Annotated in this window: 16 protein-coding genes; 7 read left to right on the plus strand and 9 right to left on the minus strand. The window is 68.3% G+C overall.

Annotated elements, in window-relative coordinates; genetic code table 11:
- The first annotated feature begins 8 nt into the window (after positions 1-8).
- Both IPI67_39860 and IPI67_39865 read left to right on the plus strand, forming a co-directional pair.
- On the plus strand, positions 9-323 hold the full coding sequence (locus tag IPI67_39860) for a hypothetical protein (GenBank protein MBK7586331.1): 315 nt from the start codon (positions 9-11) through the stop codon (positions 321-323).
- A 48-nt stretch (positions 324-371) separates the two neighbouring features.
- Positions 372-1,091 carry a phytanoyl-CoA dioxygenase family protein gene (locus tag IPI67_39865; GenBank protein MBK7586332.1) on the plus strand — a complete coding sequence of 240 codons (720 nt, stop codon included), beginning with the start codon at positions 372-374 and terminating at the stop codon, positions 1,089-1,091.
- Positions 1,092-1,170: 79 nt separating this feature from the next.
- Here the strand turns inward: IPI67_39865 and IPI67_39870 are convergent, their stop codons facing one another.
- Entirely contained in the window at positions 1,171-1,404 is a 234-nt protein-coding gene (locus IPI67_39870) for a DUF3427 domain-containing protein (GenBank protein MBK7586333.1), read from the minus strand.
- Between the two features lie 237 nt (positions 1,405-1,641).
- On the opposite strand from IPI67_39870, the gene IPI67_39875 reads away from it, so the two are divergent.
- Positions 1,642-1,812 carry a hypothetical protein gene (locus tag IPI67_39875; GenBank protein MBK7586334.1) on the plus strand — a complete coding sequence of 57 codons (171 nt, stop codon included), beginning with the start codon at positions 1,642-1,644 and terminating at the stop codon, positions 1,810-1,812.
- Between the two features lie 69 nt (positions 1,813-1,881).
- On the opposite strand, the gene IPI67_39880 is transcribed toward IPI67_39875, so the two are convergent.
- Both IPI67_39880 and IPI67_39885 read right to left on the minus strand, forming a co-directional pair.
- A complete protein-coding gene (locus tag IPI67_39880; protein MBK7586335.1) occupies positions 1,882-2,799 on the minus strand; it encodes a DUF389 domain-containing protein in 918 nt (305 codons plus the stop codon).
- A 282-nt stretch (positions 2,800-3,081) separates the two neighbouring features.
- The gene (locus IPI67_39885) at positions 3,082-3,690 is read right to left on the minus strand and encodes a class I SAM-dependent methyltransferase (GenBank protein MBK7586336.1); all 609 of its coding nucleotides are present in this window, start codon (positions 3,688-3,690) and stop codon (positions 3,082-3,084) included.
- 99 nt (positions 3,691-3,789) lie between these two features.
- Here IPI67_39885 and IPI67_39890 point away from each other — a divergent pair, with 99 nt between their 5' ends.
- Positions 3,790-4,518, plus strand: a complete 729-nt coding sequence (locus IPI67_39890) for a glutathione S-transferase family protein (GenBank protein MBK7586337.1) — start codon at positions 3,790-3,792, stop codon at positions 4,516-4,518.
- A gap of 13 nt (positions 4,519-4,531) precedes the next feature.
- On the opposite strand, the gene IPI67_39895 is transcribed toward IPI67_39890, so the two are convergent.
- From IPI67_39895 to IPI67_39910, 4 genes are read right to left on the minus strand one after another with little or no spacing between them, the layout of a single operon-like run.
- Entirely contained in the window at positions 4,532-6,322 is a 1,791-nt protein-coding gene (locus IPI67_39895; GenBank protein MBK7586338.1) for a hypothetical protein, read from the minus strand.
- Positions 6,323-6,343: 21 nt separating this feature from the next.
- Positions 6,344-8,179 (minus strand): gamma-glutamyltransferase, encoded by a 1,836-nt coding sequence (ggt, locus tag IPI67_39900; protein ID MBK7586339.1) that lies wholly within the window; start codon positions 8,177-8,179, stop codon positions 6,344-6,346.
- Positions 8,176-9,018, minus strand: a complete 843-nt coding sequence (locus tag IPI67_39905; GenBank protein ID MBK7586340.1) for a DUF4013 domain-containing protein — start codon at positions 9,016-9,018, stop codon at positions 8,176-8,178. Before IPI67_39905 ends, ggt begins: the two co-directional genes overlap by 4 nt.
- Before the next feature lie 2 nt (positions 9,019-9,020).
- Entirely contained in the window at positions 9,021-9,827 is an 807-nt protein-coding gene (locus IPI67_39910) for a DUF4013 domain-containing protein (GenBank protein ID MBK7586341.1), read from the minus strand.
- A gap of 87 nt (positions 9,828-9,914) precedes the next feature.
- On the opposite strand from IPI67_39910, the gene moaB reads away from it, so the two are divergent.
- On the plus strand, positions 9,915-10,439 hold the full coding sequence (gene moaB, locus IPI67_39915; protein ID MBK7586342.1) for a molybdenum cofactor biosynthesis protein B: 525 nt from the start codon (positions 9,915-9,917) through the stop codon (positions 10,437-10,439).
- A gap of 15 nt (positions 10,440-10,454) precedes the next feature.
- Here the strand turns inward: moaB and IPI67_39920 are convergent, their stop codons facing one another.
- Positions 10,455-11,429: a glycosyltransferase family 4 protein gene (locus IPI67_39920; protein MBK7586343.1), complete on the minus strand. Its 975-nt coding sequence runs from the start codon at positions 11,427-11,429 to the stop codon at positions 10,455-10,457.
- The gene (locus IPI67_39925) at positions 11,426-11,779 is read right to left on the minus strand and encodes a DUF971 domain-containing protein (protein ID MBK7586344.1); all 354 of its coding nucleotides are present in this window, start codon (positions 11,777-11,779) and stop codon (positions 11,426-11,428) included. The genes IPI67_39920 and IPI67_39925 overlap by 4 nt, the downstream gene beginning before the upstream one ends.
- A 44-nt stretch (positions 11,780-11,823) precedes the next feature.
- Here IPI67_39925 and rpsU point away from each other — a divergent pair, with 44 nt between their 5' ends.
- Together rpsU and IPI67_39935 are read left to right on the plus strand one after the other, a co-directional pair.
- Complete coding sequence (gene rpsU / locus IPI67_39930; protein MBK7586345.1) at positions 11,824-12,054, plus strand: 30S ribosomal protein S21; 231 nt, start codon at positions 11,824-11,826, stop codon at positions 12,052-12,054.
- 9 nt (positions 12,055-12,063) lie between these two features.
- Positions 12,064-13,236, plus strand: coding sequence for an aminotransferase class I/II-fold pyridoxal phosphate-dependent enzyme (locus tag IPI67_39935; protein ID MBK7586346.1), 1,173 nt, complete (start codon positions 12,064-12,066; stop codon positions 13,234-13,236).
- The last annotated feature ends 88 nt before the right edge of the window (positions 13,237-13,324 follow it).

Consider the following 13,324-nt stretch of genomic DNA (forward strand, 5'->3'; position numbering starts at 1 on the left):
GACAAGCGATGGGGAACCGGCACGGAAACAAAAAGCTGCGGCTCTCGGTGCGGGCGAGGATGGAGAGAACGGGAGAGAGCTATCAACGGGCTCTCTCCTCGCTCCTCCACCTCGACGTGCCGACGCAGACTTCAAAGCAGTCGGAAGTAACGGACAACGGCGTCGACCTCCTGCCGATCCGCTACTTCGGCGCGCCCGCAGCGATTGCGACCTTCGAGATCGCGGGGCGGCTTGCCGTGCTCGTCGTGGCGAGTCCGCATCGCCCAGGTCCGTTTCCGCAAAACCCGATCGTCGCGCTCGGGCCACCACGCACTGTCCACTGAACGATCATCAGCTCGCGAGCGCCGCAGGTGGCGGCACGGGAGATCACGATGACCATTGTTCAACGCGACCGCTTGCAGTCCCTTCGTACCCACGGCTTCTTCGTCTTGCCGGCGTTCTTGAATCCGACAGAGCTCAGCACGCTCCGTCGCGCGTGCGACACCGCACTCGATCGCGCCCGTGCGGAGTCGACTGAGAATGGCCATACGACGCCCAAAATCGGGCTGTTCACGGAACCGAGCTACTTCGCACATCACCCTGGTGCCCTCGACGTCCTCACGAAGTTCGTCGGCTCGGCGCGAATGTGCGCGCTACTCGAGGGCTTGGCTCACGAAGGCGAAGACGGCATTCCTCGGCTCAAGAACACGGACTACTACCACGAGCAGACGAAACGCGACTGGGACGGCGACTGGCATCGAGACAGCCAGCTCGGGCAACCCGATCCAGAGCTCGAGCTCCGGCGCATTCTCACGACGACAGCGATCCACGTGCGTGTAGCATTGGAGGACGACGACCGTCTGGAGCTCGTGCCGGGCTCGCACCGGCGGTGGGACACGCCCGAGGAGCTCCAAATCCGAAAGGGCTCGAAGCGGGCGTCATCAATGACAGGGGCGACGCGCATTGCCCTCCAGGCTGGCGACGCTTGCGTCTTCCACGCATGGTCGATCCACCGAGCCACCTATCGCCGAGCGCCACGGCGACGCACGCTCGACTCTCTCTACGCGTTCGGCGGTCCGCAGCTCCAGCATTGGACGGTGCCGAACGAGTGAGCTCGGTGTGCGGGCACCCCAATGCAATTCCACCCCGCACATCTGCCGCCACGGGGCTCGTCAGGCTCGGCGCTTGTGCTTACCCAATGGCACCACCACCGCCACCCACCCCCAATTCCCCCCACAACGCCTCCGGCACCGGCTGCTCGAGCTCCAGCGTGACGGTGATCGGTTTGTCGCCGCGCCAGTCGCGGAAGCTCACCTCGCCCAGGTAGAGAAACGGCGCGGTCTCCCCTCCCACCGTGCTCGACGCTTGGACGAAGAGGTGCACTGGGACGCCGTCGACCTCGTGGTTCTTCAGCGCTCGCGTCATCTGTTTTTCGCGCGTCTGCCACTCGAGGAGGCCGCGGCACGCGGGCGCTCGGGCAGCCCCGCCGGCACGACCAACCGCAAGAGCGGCTCGCTTGCGCGATCACCGCTCACGCCAATGCCCTGCGCTGCCGCCGCGTAACACGCAGCGAGCCCCGGCTCGTCAAAGCAAAGCGCCGGTAGCTCCTGCTCACGGAGCTCGGGGTCGAGGCTCCGGCCGTGCGCATTGAGGATGCTCTCGATGCGAGCGGCAGTGCGCTGCGACCTGCGCCACGTCCGCGTGCGTGGGCGCGTCGAGCTCCCGGAACTCGAGCGGCGCGTTGGGGTCCTCGTCTTTGTGAACGGTCTCGGCGAAGCCGACCTGTTCGAGGCCTTCCAGGTGGGGCTGCAGCGCGGGTTGTTCACTGGGTAACCGTGGCCGCACCGTGGCGAATTGTGCCACGTCGCCGGGCTCGAGTCCTCGCGCCGCCACCCCCGGCGGTCAGCGCTTCACCCACATCGACCAGACCCAGCACTGCGCTCCGAGGGTCGTGATACCGGCACCCACCGCGCACGCAAGGTTCACGAGAAGCTGCAACGCAGCGCCGCGCAGCTCGGCGAAGTCGAGGTACGCGGCCGCAACGGCCATGTTCGCGGCCGCCGGCACCGTCGTGACCGAGATCAGGACGCCGATCAGAGCGCCGGATTTCGCCGTGCTGAGTGAGAGAATGCCGGCGACGCCCGCCAGCAGGGCGACAATCACCGAGTAAGCATCGGGGTGCGAAATGAACAGCGTTTGTGTCCGCGCCAGTGTGGCGGGCGTCACATTGCACGCGCGCAGCGCCACTACCGATAGCCAGGTCGCGGCGATGGCCACCGGAAATCCGACCAGCAGGGCGATTGAAGAGCGCAGCGCCAGCGACCAGCGTCTCTGGACCGTGGCGACGCAGAGCCCGGCAAGCGGACCGAACTCCGGCCCGACCACCATCGCGCCGATGATCAACACGACCGAGTCCGTCAGAATGCCGATGCCGGCAATCACCGTGGCCAAGACCAGGAACATCAGGAAGCTCGCATTCAGCTCCGAGCTCTCCGAGGTTTGGGACTCGACTTCCTCCCACACCACCGCATTGCCGGGTGAGCCTTCCGCTGCGAGCGTCGCAGCGTCTGCGGCGTCCGAGAGTGAAGCGTCGAGCATCTCGACGGCGATGGACCCGGATCGATCGACGCCCATGGCTTTGAGCTGCTCCAGCACGACGCTACCGTCTTCTCGCGCGACATCGCACCCGAGCAGATCTCCTGCCGGCTTGATGGCCACCCCGGGCCACCGCACCAAGTTGGTCACCGAAGCATTGCGCGAGAGCGCTTCCAGCACCTGATCGGAGAGGTCTGCCGGCACGACCAACCGTAGGTGCAACATGCGGGCATCCTACACCGCGAACGTCGTCGGTCCCCACGCCGAAGCGGTGGGGCGCCAAGCCTGCCGCGCGCACCCAAGAGGACACCTCGTTGTTTCACGCGCCGTTTCCGCAGCCCCACCCACGCCCTTCCGACACGCCTCTCGGACGGGTGTGGAAACGATCGTCGAAACCCGCGGCGATTTGATCATGGCGTTCAGCAGCGTCCGGAGCGGGATTCCCGCTGCGCGGGCCCGGTGGGATGCACGATCGTCGGAGCTTCGCGACTCGCTTCGGCTCCGACGTCACTGAGCGCGGGCGTGCGCTCGCGGCTTTTGCCCGAGCAGCTGCACGACAGCGCTCCGCCCATTGTGACAACGGCCCTCGTGGACCTCGCGTTCGCGCTCCTCGGCGACGAGCCACTCGAGCCCGTCCAGCTCCGTTCGCAGTCCGCCGAGGTCGGCGAGCATCTCAGGGCGCTTGGGCCCTCCCGTGTCGAACGCGAGCTGCGCCGGGGTGTAGGCCTCGAGCACGAACATTCCACCCGGACTGAGCCCAGCCACGACGTCGCGGTGCACACGCTGCCGGAGCGCCGCCGGCAAGTGGCACCAGATGCTGACGATGACGGCCCACGCTCCGGGTTGGATGACGTAGTCCGCGAGATCACTCACGACGCTGGTGAGCGCGACGCCCCGCTCTCCGGCCAGTGCCGCAGCCTTGGCGAGGCCGACCTCCGAGCCATCCACGGCTGTCACGCTGCGTCCGCGCGTGGCCAAAAAGACTGCGTTGCGGCCCTCCCCCTCCGCGAGACACAACACCGGGCCGGGCGGCAGTCGATCGACGATACTCACCAGAAAATCATTGGGTTCGCTGCCGTAGGCGTAGCCGGGTTCCGCGTAGCGTTCGTTCCACATGGCGCCGCGACTCTAGCACTTTCGGGGCATGGTTCTCGGGCCGCATGCCGCTTCACTCTGGGCCACGACGGCGGCCGGCCGACCTGCTACCTAGCGGGCATGGCCATCGTGCTCCACCGATTTCCGCTCAGCCACTTCGCCGAAAAAGGGCGCGCGCTGCTCGCGTTCAAGCGGCTGGACTTTCGCATCGAAGAACATCGACTCGGACTGCCGCAGCTTGGCCTCTGGCGCTTGAGCGGGCAGCGCAAGGTGCCCGTGATCGAGGACGCGGGTCGCGTCGTTGCGGACTCGACCGAGATCGCGCTCTACCTGGAGGAGCGCTACCGCGAGCCGCGGTTGTTGCCCGAAGACGCGGCGGCGAGGCGAGCTGTGCTCGAGCTCGAAGAGCACCTCGATCGCTGGATGGGCAGCTACGCACCCGTGGTGTGGTTCGAGGAGCTCGCCCGCGAGCGGCCGGCCGAGCTCCGGCGCGTGATCGAGGCCGAGGTGTGGGGCGTGGGGCATGCGCGCATGAGTGCCGCGCTGATTCGGCCCGCAATGCGCCTGCCGAAGGCGCGCGCGATTGTGAAAAAGTCAGCCGAGCGCACCCGGACGTTGCTGCTCGAGCTGTGCGAGCGGTTGGGCAAACACGCCTACCTGTGCGGCGACAGCCCGACGCTCGCGGATGTGGCTGCTGCAGGGCTCGCGTTTCACCTCGAGTTCCCGAAGAGCCGACAGCTTGCGCTGCCCGAGCTCGCCGGAGTCGGTGTGCCCGGGTACGCCGACAATGCGGAATTCGGGCGCTTCTTCGAGTGGCGTCGGAAGTTCTACGCGGAGCATTTGAGCTGAGCTGCGGCACGAGCTAGGGAAATCCGACCGGGAGGCTTGCCTCGGCGCCCACCGGCGGCAACGGGAACCGCACGAGCTTGCCGTGCTCGAAACGCAGGAACACCCGGGACGGCCGAGCGAGGCTGTCCGGGAAGCGATAGCGGAGCTTGGTCGGCGCCCAGCCGCGAACTTCGACCACCTCGACCTCGAACCCCGCCGCGCTCACGCGCTGACCGGGCTGAAACGGATGCGCCGGCGACTCCCGGCGCGCGGCGTCGTAGCCGAAGAACGCGTCGCCGGCGTTTTCCACGCGGAGCTCGAGGGTGTCGTCGGCGATCCGCGCCACTCGCAGGGGGCAGAGGGCGCTCGAAAGCGTGCGCCAGCTCCTCGGTCGCGGGCTGCCGTTTTCTTGCCTCACGCGCACCGGGTAGTCGAGCGCGACCAGATCGCCGGGCAGATTCAGGAGCACCAGATCTTGCTGGGCGACCAGCGCGTCGTCGATCTCGGAGTCGTAGCTGGCCTGGCGAAGCCGCGCGGCCTCCGTGCTGAAGGCGCTGGATTGCGCCCGCGCGATCCGCGGTGAGATGAATACGTGGAGCACCGCCAGGGGCACCACCGAGAGAGCCAAGAGCCAAGCTCCGGGGCGGCGTCGGAGCGCGGGCTCGCGCAGTCGAAGCAGCGCGCCGCAGATCGCTGCCGACAGCACCAGGCTTCCGCCGATGCTCGGCAAGAGCAGCAGACGCACTCCCGGCACGGTTCCGGACAGTGGCACCAGGCCCAACAGCACACCGAGGGCGTAGGCGCCCATGCGGCGGGGCAGCGGCGCGGGCAGACGCCGGAGCGCGAGCGTGAGCACGACGAGCGCGATTGCCATGGGCACGAGCGCCCAGGGAAGCAGGGGCGAACGCAGCAGGAACGCGACGTAGACCGCCTCGCCGGGCAAGAGCAACAGCTCGGTCGCCAGCATCGAGGGCACACGCGTGAGCGCGCTGCCGAGGAACTCGAGCGGCGAGTCGAGAGGGCTGACGTAGATGCTGCCGCCGCCGGCGCCGTAGCGACCCAGCACGTGCACCAGGCCGTAGACACACGCCGGCACGAACACGAACGCGGCGCTCCGCAGGCGCACACGGAGCGCGTCGTCCGCGGCGACGAGCTCGTACGCGGCGACGTACGCGAGCGCGCAGATCGCGTACTCACCGCCGAGCAGCGAGAGCGAAAACGCGAAGGCCGCGAGCCAGGCATCACGGCGCGCTCCATCCTCCCGATACCGGTGGTACAGGTACAGCCCGAGCGCAGCGAAGGTCGCCGAGACCAGCGTTGCTCGATTGCACAGCCACGCAACGGGTGACACGAGGCCGACGTCGAAGGCAACGAGCGCGGTGGCCACGAGCGCCGCGGTTGGTGGCAGCAGGCGTCGAGCCAGCAGGTTGAACGAGAGCAGGAACGCGAGCAACCACGCGAGCGAATGCAGGTGCATGCCGTAGAGCGACAGCCCGAGCACCCGGTGATCGAGCCATAACAGCAGGCTCGGCAGGGGTCTGAGCAGGCTGAGCCGGAGCTCCGCCGGCATCCACCAGGGCAGGGTGCCGGCGCCGGTGAGGATGGGGAGCTCGTCGGCCCCTCGGAAGAACGAGTAGAGATCCCAGCTCGCGCGCGGGATGGGATACGTCCCGTCCAGCATCGAACGCTGCAGGTAGTCGTCCGCGAGCATTCCGGTGTGCAGCCCCGGCGCGTGGATGAAGAGGGCGACGGCGATCACCACCACGAGCCCGAGCTGGGCAGGCAGAGGAAACACCGGCGTGGGATGACGATCGTGGCTGTGCATGGTCGGCTCGGGCCGCCGGCTTCAGGGTGAGGTTTTCCGAGCGGCCACCGCCTGACCGCCCTCCCGTGGATCGGCGTAGCCGTAGGCGAGCCCGCCGACGATTGCGAGGTTGTTGGCGTCGCCCATGGGCAGAGTCTTCTTGCTCAGGCTGTGCCCCATGCGTTTCAGAGCTTCGAGCGTGCTCTTCGCGGGTGGGCGAGCGCGCTCGATGCGGAACTCGTCGGGCAAGAAGTTGTGGTGCAGGCGGCCGGCGTCCACGGCCGCGTCGAGTGGCATGCCGTGGTCGACCAGGTGTCGGAAGACCTGTGCCACCGTGCTCGGGATCGTGTCGCCACCGGGCGAGCCCAGCACCAGGAGCAGCTCCCCGTCGCGAGTGACGAGCGTGGGCGCCATGCTGCTGACGGTGCGGTGCCCACCGACGGGCTGGTTCTCCCCGACGTTCGAGAACGAAGCCACCGAGTTGTTGAGCACGACGCCGGTGCCGGGCACGACGAGCTTCGAGCCAAACCCCGCCGACAGGGTGGTGGTGCAGCTGACCGCCAGACCGTCGGCGTCGACCACGGAAAAGTGTGTGGTGTGTTCGGGCTCCTCGCTTGCCCCATTGGGGAGCGCACGCACCTTGTCGGTTGGGGTTGCGTGCTCGGCGTCGATGGGTACGCGCTGAAGCAGCGAGTACACGTCGCGAAACCCCGCGAGCTTGCGGGCGAGCACGCCCGGCGCAATCGAGTCCGGATCGACGACGCCGTAGCGTCGATCGGCCTGCGCTCGGCGTGAGGCCTCGAGGAACAAGTGTGCGTCGGCGGCCGAGCCCATCGGATTCTTGTATGCGCTCTCTCGCTCCAACATGAGCAGGGTCTCGAGCAGCGCGACGCCGCCGGCCGACGGAGGCGGCATGGTCTCGACGCTGAGACCGCGGTAGCTGAGCTCGAGCGGGGGACGCAGCTTCGCGCGGTACGCGGCGAGGTCTTCGGTGCCGAGGGTGCCGCCCGCTTTGGCGAGGGTGTCCGCGATGGCCCTCGCGGTCTCCCCTTCGTAGAACCCGGCGGCGCCGTGTTCGGCAATGCGCCCGAGCACCGTCGCGAGCTGCTTGCGAACCCACAGGTCCTTCTCCTGGCGCGGTTTGCCCGCGTTGCCGAACTCCGCCCTGGCGGCAGCGTCACGGCTCAGTGCCCTCCAGTTCCAGGCAATGGTCTGCGCTTCGCGGGAGCGGATGCGGTGCCCGCGTTCCGCCAGGCGTCTTGCCGGCTCGACGCATTGTCTCCAAGCCAGCTTGCCCAGCCGCTCGTGGGCGAGCGCGAGCCCGCGCACGGTTCCCGGCACACCCACGGACCCTGGTCCGATGCCGCCGCCGGCGATCATCTTTTGGAACGCGGCGCGCGGCAGCTCGCGCGGTGCGGTCTCGCGGAAATCGATGGCCGTCGTTGGGCCCGCCTTGGGGCGGATCAACATGAAGCCGCCGCCGCCGAGGTTCCCTGCGCTCGGGTGGGTGACGGCGAGCACGAAGGCCACGGCGACGGCGGCGTCCACTGCGTTGCCACCGGCCTCGAGCACTCGAGCCCCGAGCCGCGAGGCCTCGGGGTCCACGCTGACCACCAGCCCTGTCGCGCTCTTGGTCGTCTTTTTTCCGCCGGGGACCAGAACCGGGGGTGGGCCTGGATCGACCGGGGGCGGGGTGGGGCGTTCGTCCGGCGCGGGCGCCGCGGCGGATGCACTGGCTACCGGTGCCGAGCTCGGCGCCACCAGCGGAGCCCGGGGTGGAGCGCTCTCGGCAGCTTCGCCAGGCGCACCTCTGGGGCTCGGTGTGCAAGCGAGCGTCGTCACGCCGAGCGCGGTGAGCAGCAGCAGCCGCGCGCTCATCGTTTGCCCGTTGCCTTGCTGAGCTGGAGCAGGCGCACCATGTGCTGTTCCGATGGCAGCACTGCGGGCGGGCGCGACGGCAGCGCGTGCCCCCCGCGCGCGAGGCGCTCGACGTAGAGCTGGTAGCGCAGGTGTGCGCCGGTGAGTTTGATCGCAACCAGGGCGGGCAACACTCCGAGTCCGCACAGCATCGAGCCCAGAATGAGCAGCGCCAGCGTGACCGGAACGTAGAGCAGGTAGGTCGTGAAGGTCTTTTTTCGAAGCGAGCGCGATTCCCTCCACGCTTCGCCCAGCGCGACCGCGTCCGCGAGCTTCTCACCCAGCTCCGCGCGCGTGAGCAACGAATTGAAAACGACGGTCACCAAGCCCAGGACGGCGACGACCAACAGCAGTGAAGCGGTCAACACCGCCAGGGGAACGACCAGCGAGCCTGCCACCAGTCCCGCCGCGAGCAGGCTGGCGTTGAGGATGCCGAGCAGGAGCAGCCCGACAGCCCACAGCACCCCCACGCCGAAGAGCTCGATGAACGCCGCCGCCCGCCCCCGGCGGGCGTAGTGGAGAAAGTCCCGGAGCCTCAGGCGCGGCACCGGATCGGGGTGATTGGCCAGGAGCCGGTGTTGAGCCTCCGAGGCCCAACCCGAAATGGCGAGCCAGCCCACGACCGGAACCAACAACCAGAGGCCGCCCACCCACAGACTCAGCTTGTCGTCGAACGCAAAGCTGAGGGCCTCGCTCACCTTTGCGGGGCGCGCCTCGGCGGGACCCGGTGCGAGTTTGTCGGGCACACCGAGGGGAGCCAGTCCGAGCAGCTCTTCATCCGGCGGCACCGAGTCGGGCACGATCAGTATCCGGGCGCGCGGGCTTCGGAAGGAAGCTGCTGCGGCGCCTTGAGAGTGATCTCTTCACCACCCCGGTTCAGGTAGTCCCGATAGACCTGGTAGCGCAGGTGGAGAGCGGCGATCTGAATCACCACGATTGCGGGATACAGGCCCAGGTAACAGAGCAGGATCCCGATCAGCACCATGCCGAAGGCGATGAAACCGAAGGTGATGTTCTTCACGATCACCGTGCCAAAGGTGATCCGGGAGTAGCTCAGGATCTTGCCGAGTTTGAGCGCTTCACTGAAATCCTCCGTCAGCTCTGCGCGGGTGTGGGCGGCGTTGACCACGACGTTGAGCGCGAACAGGCCGAGCAGTCCGAACAGCCCGACCACCAAGCCGACCAGGATGGCCACGATCGGCTCGCCCGTCGCGGCGATGCTCACATACACCGCTGCCCCCGCCGCACCCATGATCACGTACGCGATCAACAGCACGGGCATCGTGATGATCAGCGAGACCAGGAACACTGTCAGGCCGCGCTTGATGTATTCACCGAAGTCGCTGAAGTCGATCTTGGGGAGTGGGTTCGGGTGGCGCCGGATGAGTCGCTGGTGGCACTCACACATCCAACCCGAGAGGGCGATCGGGCCGACGATGGGGATGACCATGAAGACGATGCCGAGTAGCAGGTTGTTCTTCAGGTTCGGATCCGCAAACACGGCCTTCACTGCCCGGATCGCGCTGACGCCGTCGCCCTCGTCGGGGTAGGGGGACGCGAACTGGGCCGGGACGGCGTTCGGCACTTGGGGTTGCCAGGGGGGCTGCATTCTGGCGGGCAGGGTAGCCTGCTTTGGGCAGCGGGCGGAAGTTGACGCCGAGACGCGGGCTTGGCGCTTGGGCTACGGTCGCGAGCCATGTCGGAACGCGCCTTCGAACCCCTGAACCTCGCGGTGCTCACGGTGAGCGACACCCGCACGCTCGAGACGGACACGAGCGGCGCCCTCGTCGTCAGTGAGCTCGGCGCCGCTGGCCACGTCATCGTCGAACGCCGGATCGTGCCGGACGACCTGAGCGGACTGACCGCGGCGTTTGCCGCCTTCATCGACGACCCGAACGTCGACGTCGTGATCGCCACCGGTGGCACGGGCATCACCGCCCGCGACGTGACGCCGGACGCGCTGGCGCCGCTGGTCACGAAGGCACTGCCGGGTTTTGGTGAGCTGTTCCGCTGGCTGTCCTACGCCGAGATCGGCGCCGCCACGATCCAGTCTCGCGCCGAGGCCGCGCTGTGCAAGACCACCCTCGTCTTCATGCTGCCCGGCTCGACCGGAGCGTGTCGCCTCGCGCTCGAAAAGATCCTGGTGCCGCAGCTCGATGCGCGCACTCGGCCGTGCAACTTCGCCGAGCTCATGCCGCGCGTTCGTGACCCGTCGCTGTAGCGAGACGGGCCCCGCTCAACTGGACGGGTCGACGGGCCAGATGTCGGCGTCTTCGGCGGCGAAGCGCGCGATGTCGCCCACCGCCGTCGCGACCACGGGCACACCCAGCGCGCGCGCCTCCCGGAGCACGCTGGGGGCGCCCTCCGCGCGCGACGCCGAGAGCAGCACATCGGCGGCGGCGATCCAGGTCAAGGCGAGATCCCGGGGGACCAACCCCAGAAACCGGACTCCCGGGAACGAACGGCGCAGACCCTCGAGCTCGGGGCCGTCCCCGAGCACCACGACGCGTGCGTCCGGGATCAGCTCTGCCGCGCTGACGGCAACAGCCACGCGTTTGTCGGGTATCAGCCGTCCTGCGATCACCACCCAGCGCGGGGCGTCGTCGAGGCCGAGCCGCCGCCTGGCTTCGGCCCGTTCTGGTACTCGCGAGAGGTCGATGGCGGCGGGCTCGACCACGAGGTGCTTGGCAACGCGCGGGTCGAAGCTGCGGAGCAGTGAGGCGAGCTCGTGGGAAACTGCGCGAAAGTGCGCGCCGCGTCCGAGCAGTGCGCTGAGGATGCGCGCGCGCAGGCGTCGCGGCAGTCTTCCGAGCAGTCGCACGTCACTGCCGTGCGCGACCACCTCGAGCGGGCGCGAGCTGCCGATGCCAATCGGCCATGCGCCGGGCAGGATGAAGTGTGCGATCACCCGGTCGTGCGGCAGCGCCGCGAGCGCACGCCGCGCGCCGAGCACGAAGCCGAGCACGCCGATCGCCCGCGCCGGACGCTCTCGCAATCGAGCCAGTGCGCCGGGCCAGCCAAAGGCACCTCCGTCCGCGATGCCAATGACGAGCTGGCCGTCGATGGTGCGCTCGCGACCCGGTGCGATCACGTGCACTCGGGCGCCGCGCTCCACGAGGCGCCGCACTTCGGCCGCAACGAAGTGCCCCGACGGGTCGCCTGCGTGGGCAGGAAACGACGTCGTGACGACGACGATGCGCTCGTGGCTCACGAACGTGGCAGCTCTCCGAGGGCCTCGAGGCCCTCCGCACCCTTCTCTTTCAAAAGTGCACCGAGCTGCCTCAGATAGCGGAAGGAGTAGATCCCGCCGTCGTGCCCATCGCCCCAGCGCAGGGAGAGGGCGTAGTTGCCCACCTGCCCGATGTCCCGGAGCTCGAGATTTCCGCCCTCCACGAAGTGGATCGCCCCGCCGTGCCCCTGGCAACCCGCGCACGGACAGAAACCTCTAAGGATTCTGTGCGGATAGCGGTGGGTCTCGCCGTCCGCCCAGCTGACTTCGAAGACCGTGGCGCCGTGGGGTGCCTTGACTGCGGTGGGGGTCAGGCTTGGTTCAGTCGGCATCGCGCTTGAAAATCCTCCATTGGTCTGCCATATCCCGCCCTCCCGTGACTAATCCCAGCGAAGCAGTTCAGTGCAGGCCTCTCGAGGTCATTGTTGGCGACAAAGGCATCGAGCGAGCCATCAAGCATCTCAAGCGCAAGATGGCTGCCGAAGGCATTCTTCGAGAGCTCAAGCGCCGTCGCCACTACATGAAGCCGTCGGTGAAGCGACGCAAGAAGATGAGTGAGGCCGCCCGCCGCCGGCGCAAGCGCCTGCGTACGGACGATCGGATCTAGGCTCGAACGGTGGCCGAGACCCGGCGTGGTCCGTCCACTCTGAGCGTCCACGCTGGTGAGCAGCGCGACGCGAGCCAAGCGCTCGAAGCACCCTTGGTGCTCTCGAGCGCTTTTGCGTTCGACTCGGCGGAGGAAGCCGCGGGCGCTTTCCGCGGCGAGAACGACGCTTACATCTACGGGCGCTGGGGCAACCCCACCGTCGAGCAGCTGGAGGCTAAGGTCGCCGCGCTCGAGGGCGGCGAGAGCGCGGTCGCAACGGCCAGTGGCATGGCAGCGGTGACGGGGGCGCTGCTCGGGACCCTGCGGGCCGGGGACCAGATCGTCGCGCCGCTGGCATTCTACGGCGAGAGTGCGCGCCTGATGCGAGAGCGCCTGCCGGCGTTCGGCATCGAGACGAGCTTCGTGCAAGCGGGTTCGGTGGAGGCGTACGTCGCCGCTACGGCGCCCCAAACTCGCGTGTACTACGCCGAGACCCCTGCCAATCCGACCCTCGGCATCACGGATCTCGAGGCCCTCGCTGCGGCGGCTCACAGCCGCGGCATCACGCTGATCGTCGACAATACGTTCGCGACTCCGTACTGCCAGCAGCCGCTCCGCTTTGGGGCGGATCTGGTCGTTCATTCGTTGACCAAGGCCCTCGGAGGTCACGGGGACGCCATCGGTGGAGTCGTGGTTGGCTCCCGGGAAAAGACGGAGCCGGTGCGGGACCTGATCGTCAAGGGTCTCGGCGGCGTGCTCGCACCGTTCAACGCGTTCCTGATTTCCCGCGGTATGCGTACGCTGGCACTGCGGCAAGAACGGGCGTGCCGCTCAGCGGAGATCCTGGCGGAGCGCCTGACGCGGCATGCCGCTGTCGAACGGGTCTTTTTTCCGGGGCTCCCGGATCACCCGGGGCATGCGGTGGCGGCCCGGCAAATGCGGGCCTTCGGTGCGCTGCTGTCGTTCGAGCTCCGGGGTGGCGTGGCCGCCGGGGCCGCGCTGCTCGATCGGGTGCGGCTGATCAGCCACGCGGTGAGCCTGGGTGACGTGCGCTCCCTGATCACCCATCCCGCCTCCACCACGGCCTCGACGATGCCCAGCGAGCTGCGCGCGCGCGCCGGCATTGGCGATGGGCTGGTGAGACTGAGTGTAGGGATCGAGGACGCCGAAGATCTGTGGGCGGATCTGGTCGCCGCCCTGTAGGGGAAACAGCGCGACATTCTGGGCCAATCCGCGCCGACTGCCTTAGCGTCCGGCCCGAAGATGCCGCTCCCCGCTTCGCGCCCCAACT

It is taken from the genome of Myxococcales bacterium, assembly GCA_016706225.1.
In the GTDB taxonomy this organism is placed as follows: Bacteria; Myxococcota_A; Polyangia; order Polyangiales; family Polyangiaceae; genus JADJKB01.

What these genes read in the sequence shown, in the direction of transcription:
- IPI67_39890 (MBK7586337.1), top strand. Translation starts at nt 3,790, where the DNA reads ATGGCCATCGTGCTCCACCGATTTCCGCTCAGCCACTTCGCCGAAAAA.
- IPI67_39895 (MBK7586338.1), bottom strand. Translation starts at nt 6,322, where the DNA reads ATGCACAGCCACGATCGTCATCCCACGCCGGTGTTTCCTCTGCCTGCC.
- IPI67_39880 (MBK7586335.1), bottom strand. Translation starts at nt 2,799, where the DNA reads ATGTTGCACCTACGGTTGGTCGTGCCGGCAGACCTCTCCGATCAGGTG.
- IPI67_39875 (MBK7586334.1), top strand. Translation starts at nt 1,642, where the DNA reads ATGCGAGCGGCAGTGCGCTGCGACCTGCGCCACGTCCGCGTGCGTGGG.
- ggt (MBK7586339.1), bottom strand. Translation starts at nt 8,179, where the DNA reads ATGAGCGCGCGGCTGCTGCTGCTCACCGCGCTCGGCGTGACGACGCTC.
- IPI67_39860 (MBK7586331.1), top strand. Translation starts at nt 9, where the DNA reads ATGGGGAACCGGCACGGAAACAAAAAGCTGCGGCTCTCGGTGCGGGCG.
- moaB (MBK7586342.1), top strand. Translation starts at nt 9,915, where the DNA reads ATGTCGGAACGCGCCTTCGAACCCCTGAACCTCGCGGTGCTCACGGTG.
- IPI67_39870 (MBK7586333.1), bottom strand. Translation starts at nt 1,404, where the DNA reads ATGACGCGAGCGCTGAAGAACCACGAGGTCGACGGCGTCCCAGTGCAC.
- IPI67_39910 (MBK7586341.1), bottom strand. Translation starts at nt 9,827, where the DNA reads ATGCAGCCCCCCTGGCAACCCCAAGTGCCGAACGCCGTCCCGGCCCAG.
- IPI67_39865 (MBK7586332.1), top strand. Translation starts at nt 372, where the DNA reads ATGACCATTGTTCAACGCGACCGCTTGCAGTCCCTTCGTACCCACGGC.
- IPI67_39925 (MBK7586344.1), bottom strand. Translation starts at nt 11,779, where the DNA reads ATGCCGACTGAACCAAGCCTGACCCCCACCGCAGTCAAGGCACCCCAC.
- IPI67_39885 (MBK7586336.1), bottom strand. Translation starts at nt 3,690, where the DNA reads ATGTGGAACGAACGCTACGCGGAACCCGGCTACGCCTACGGCAGCGAA.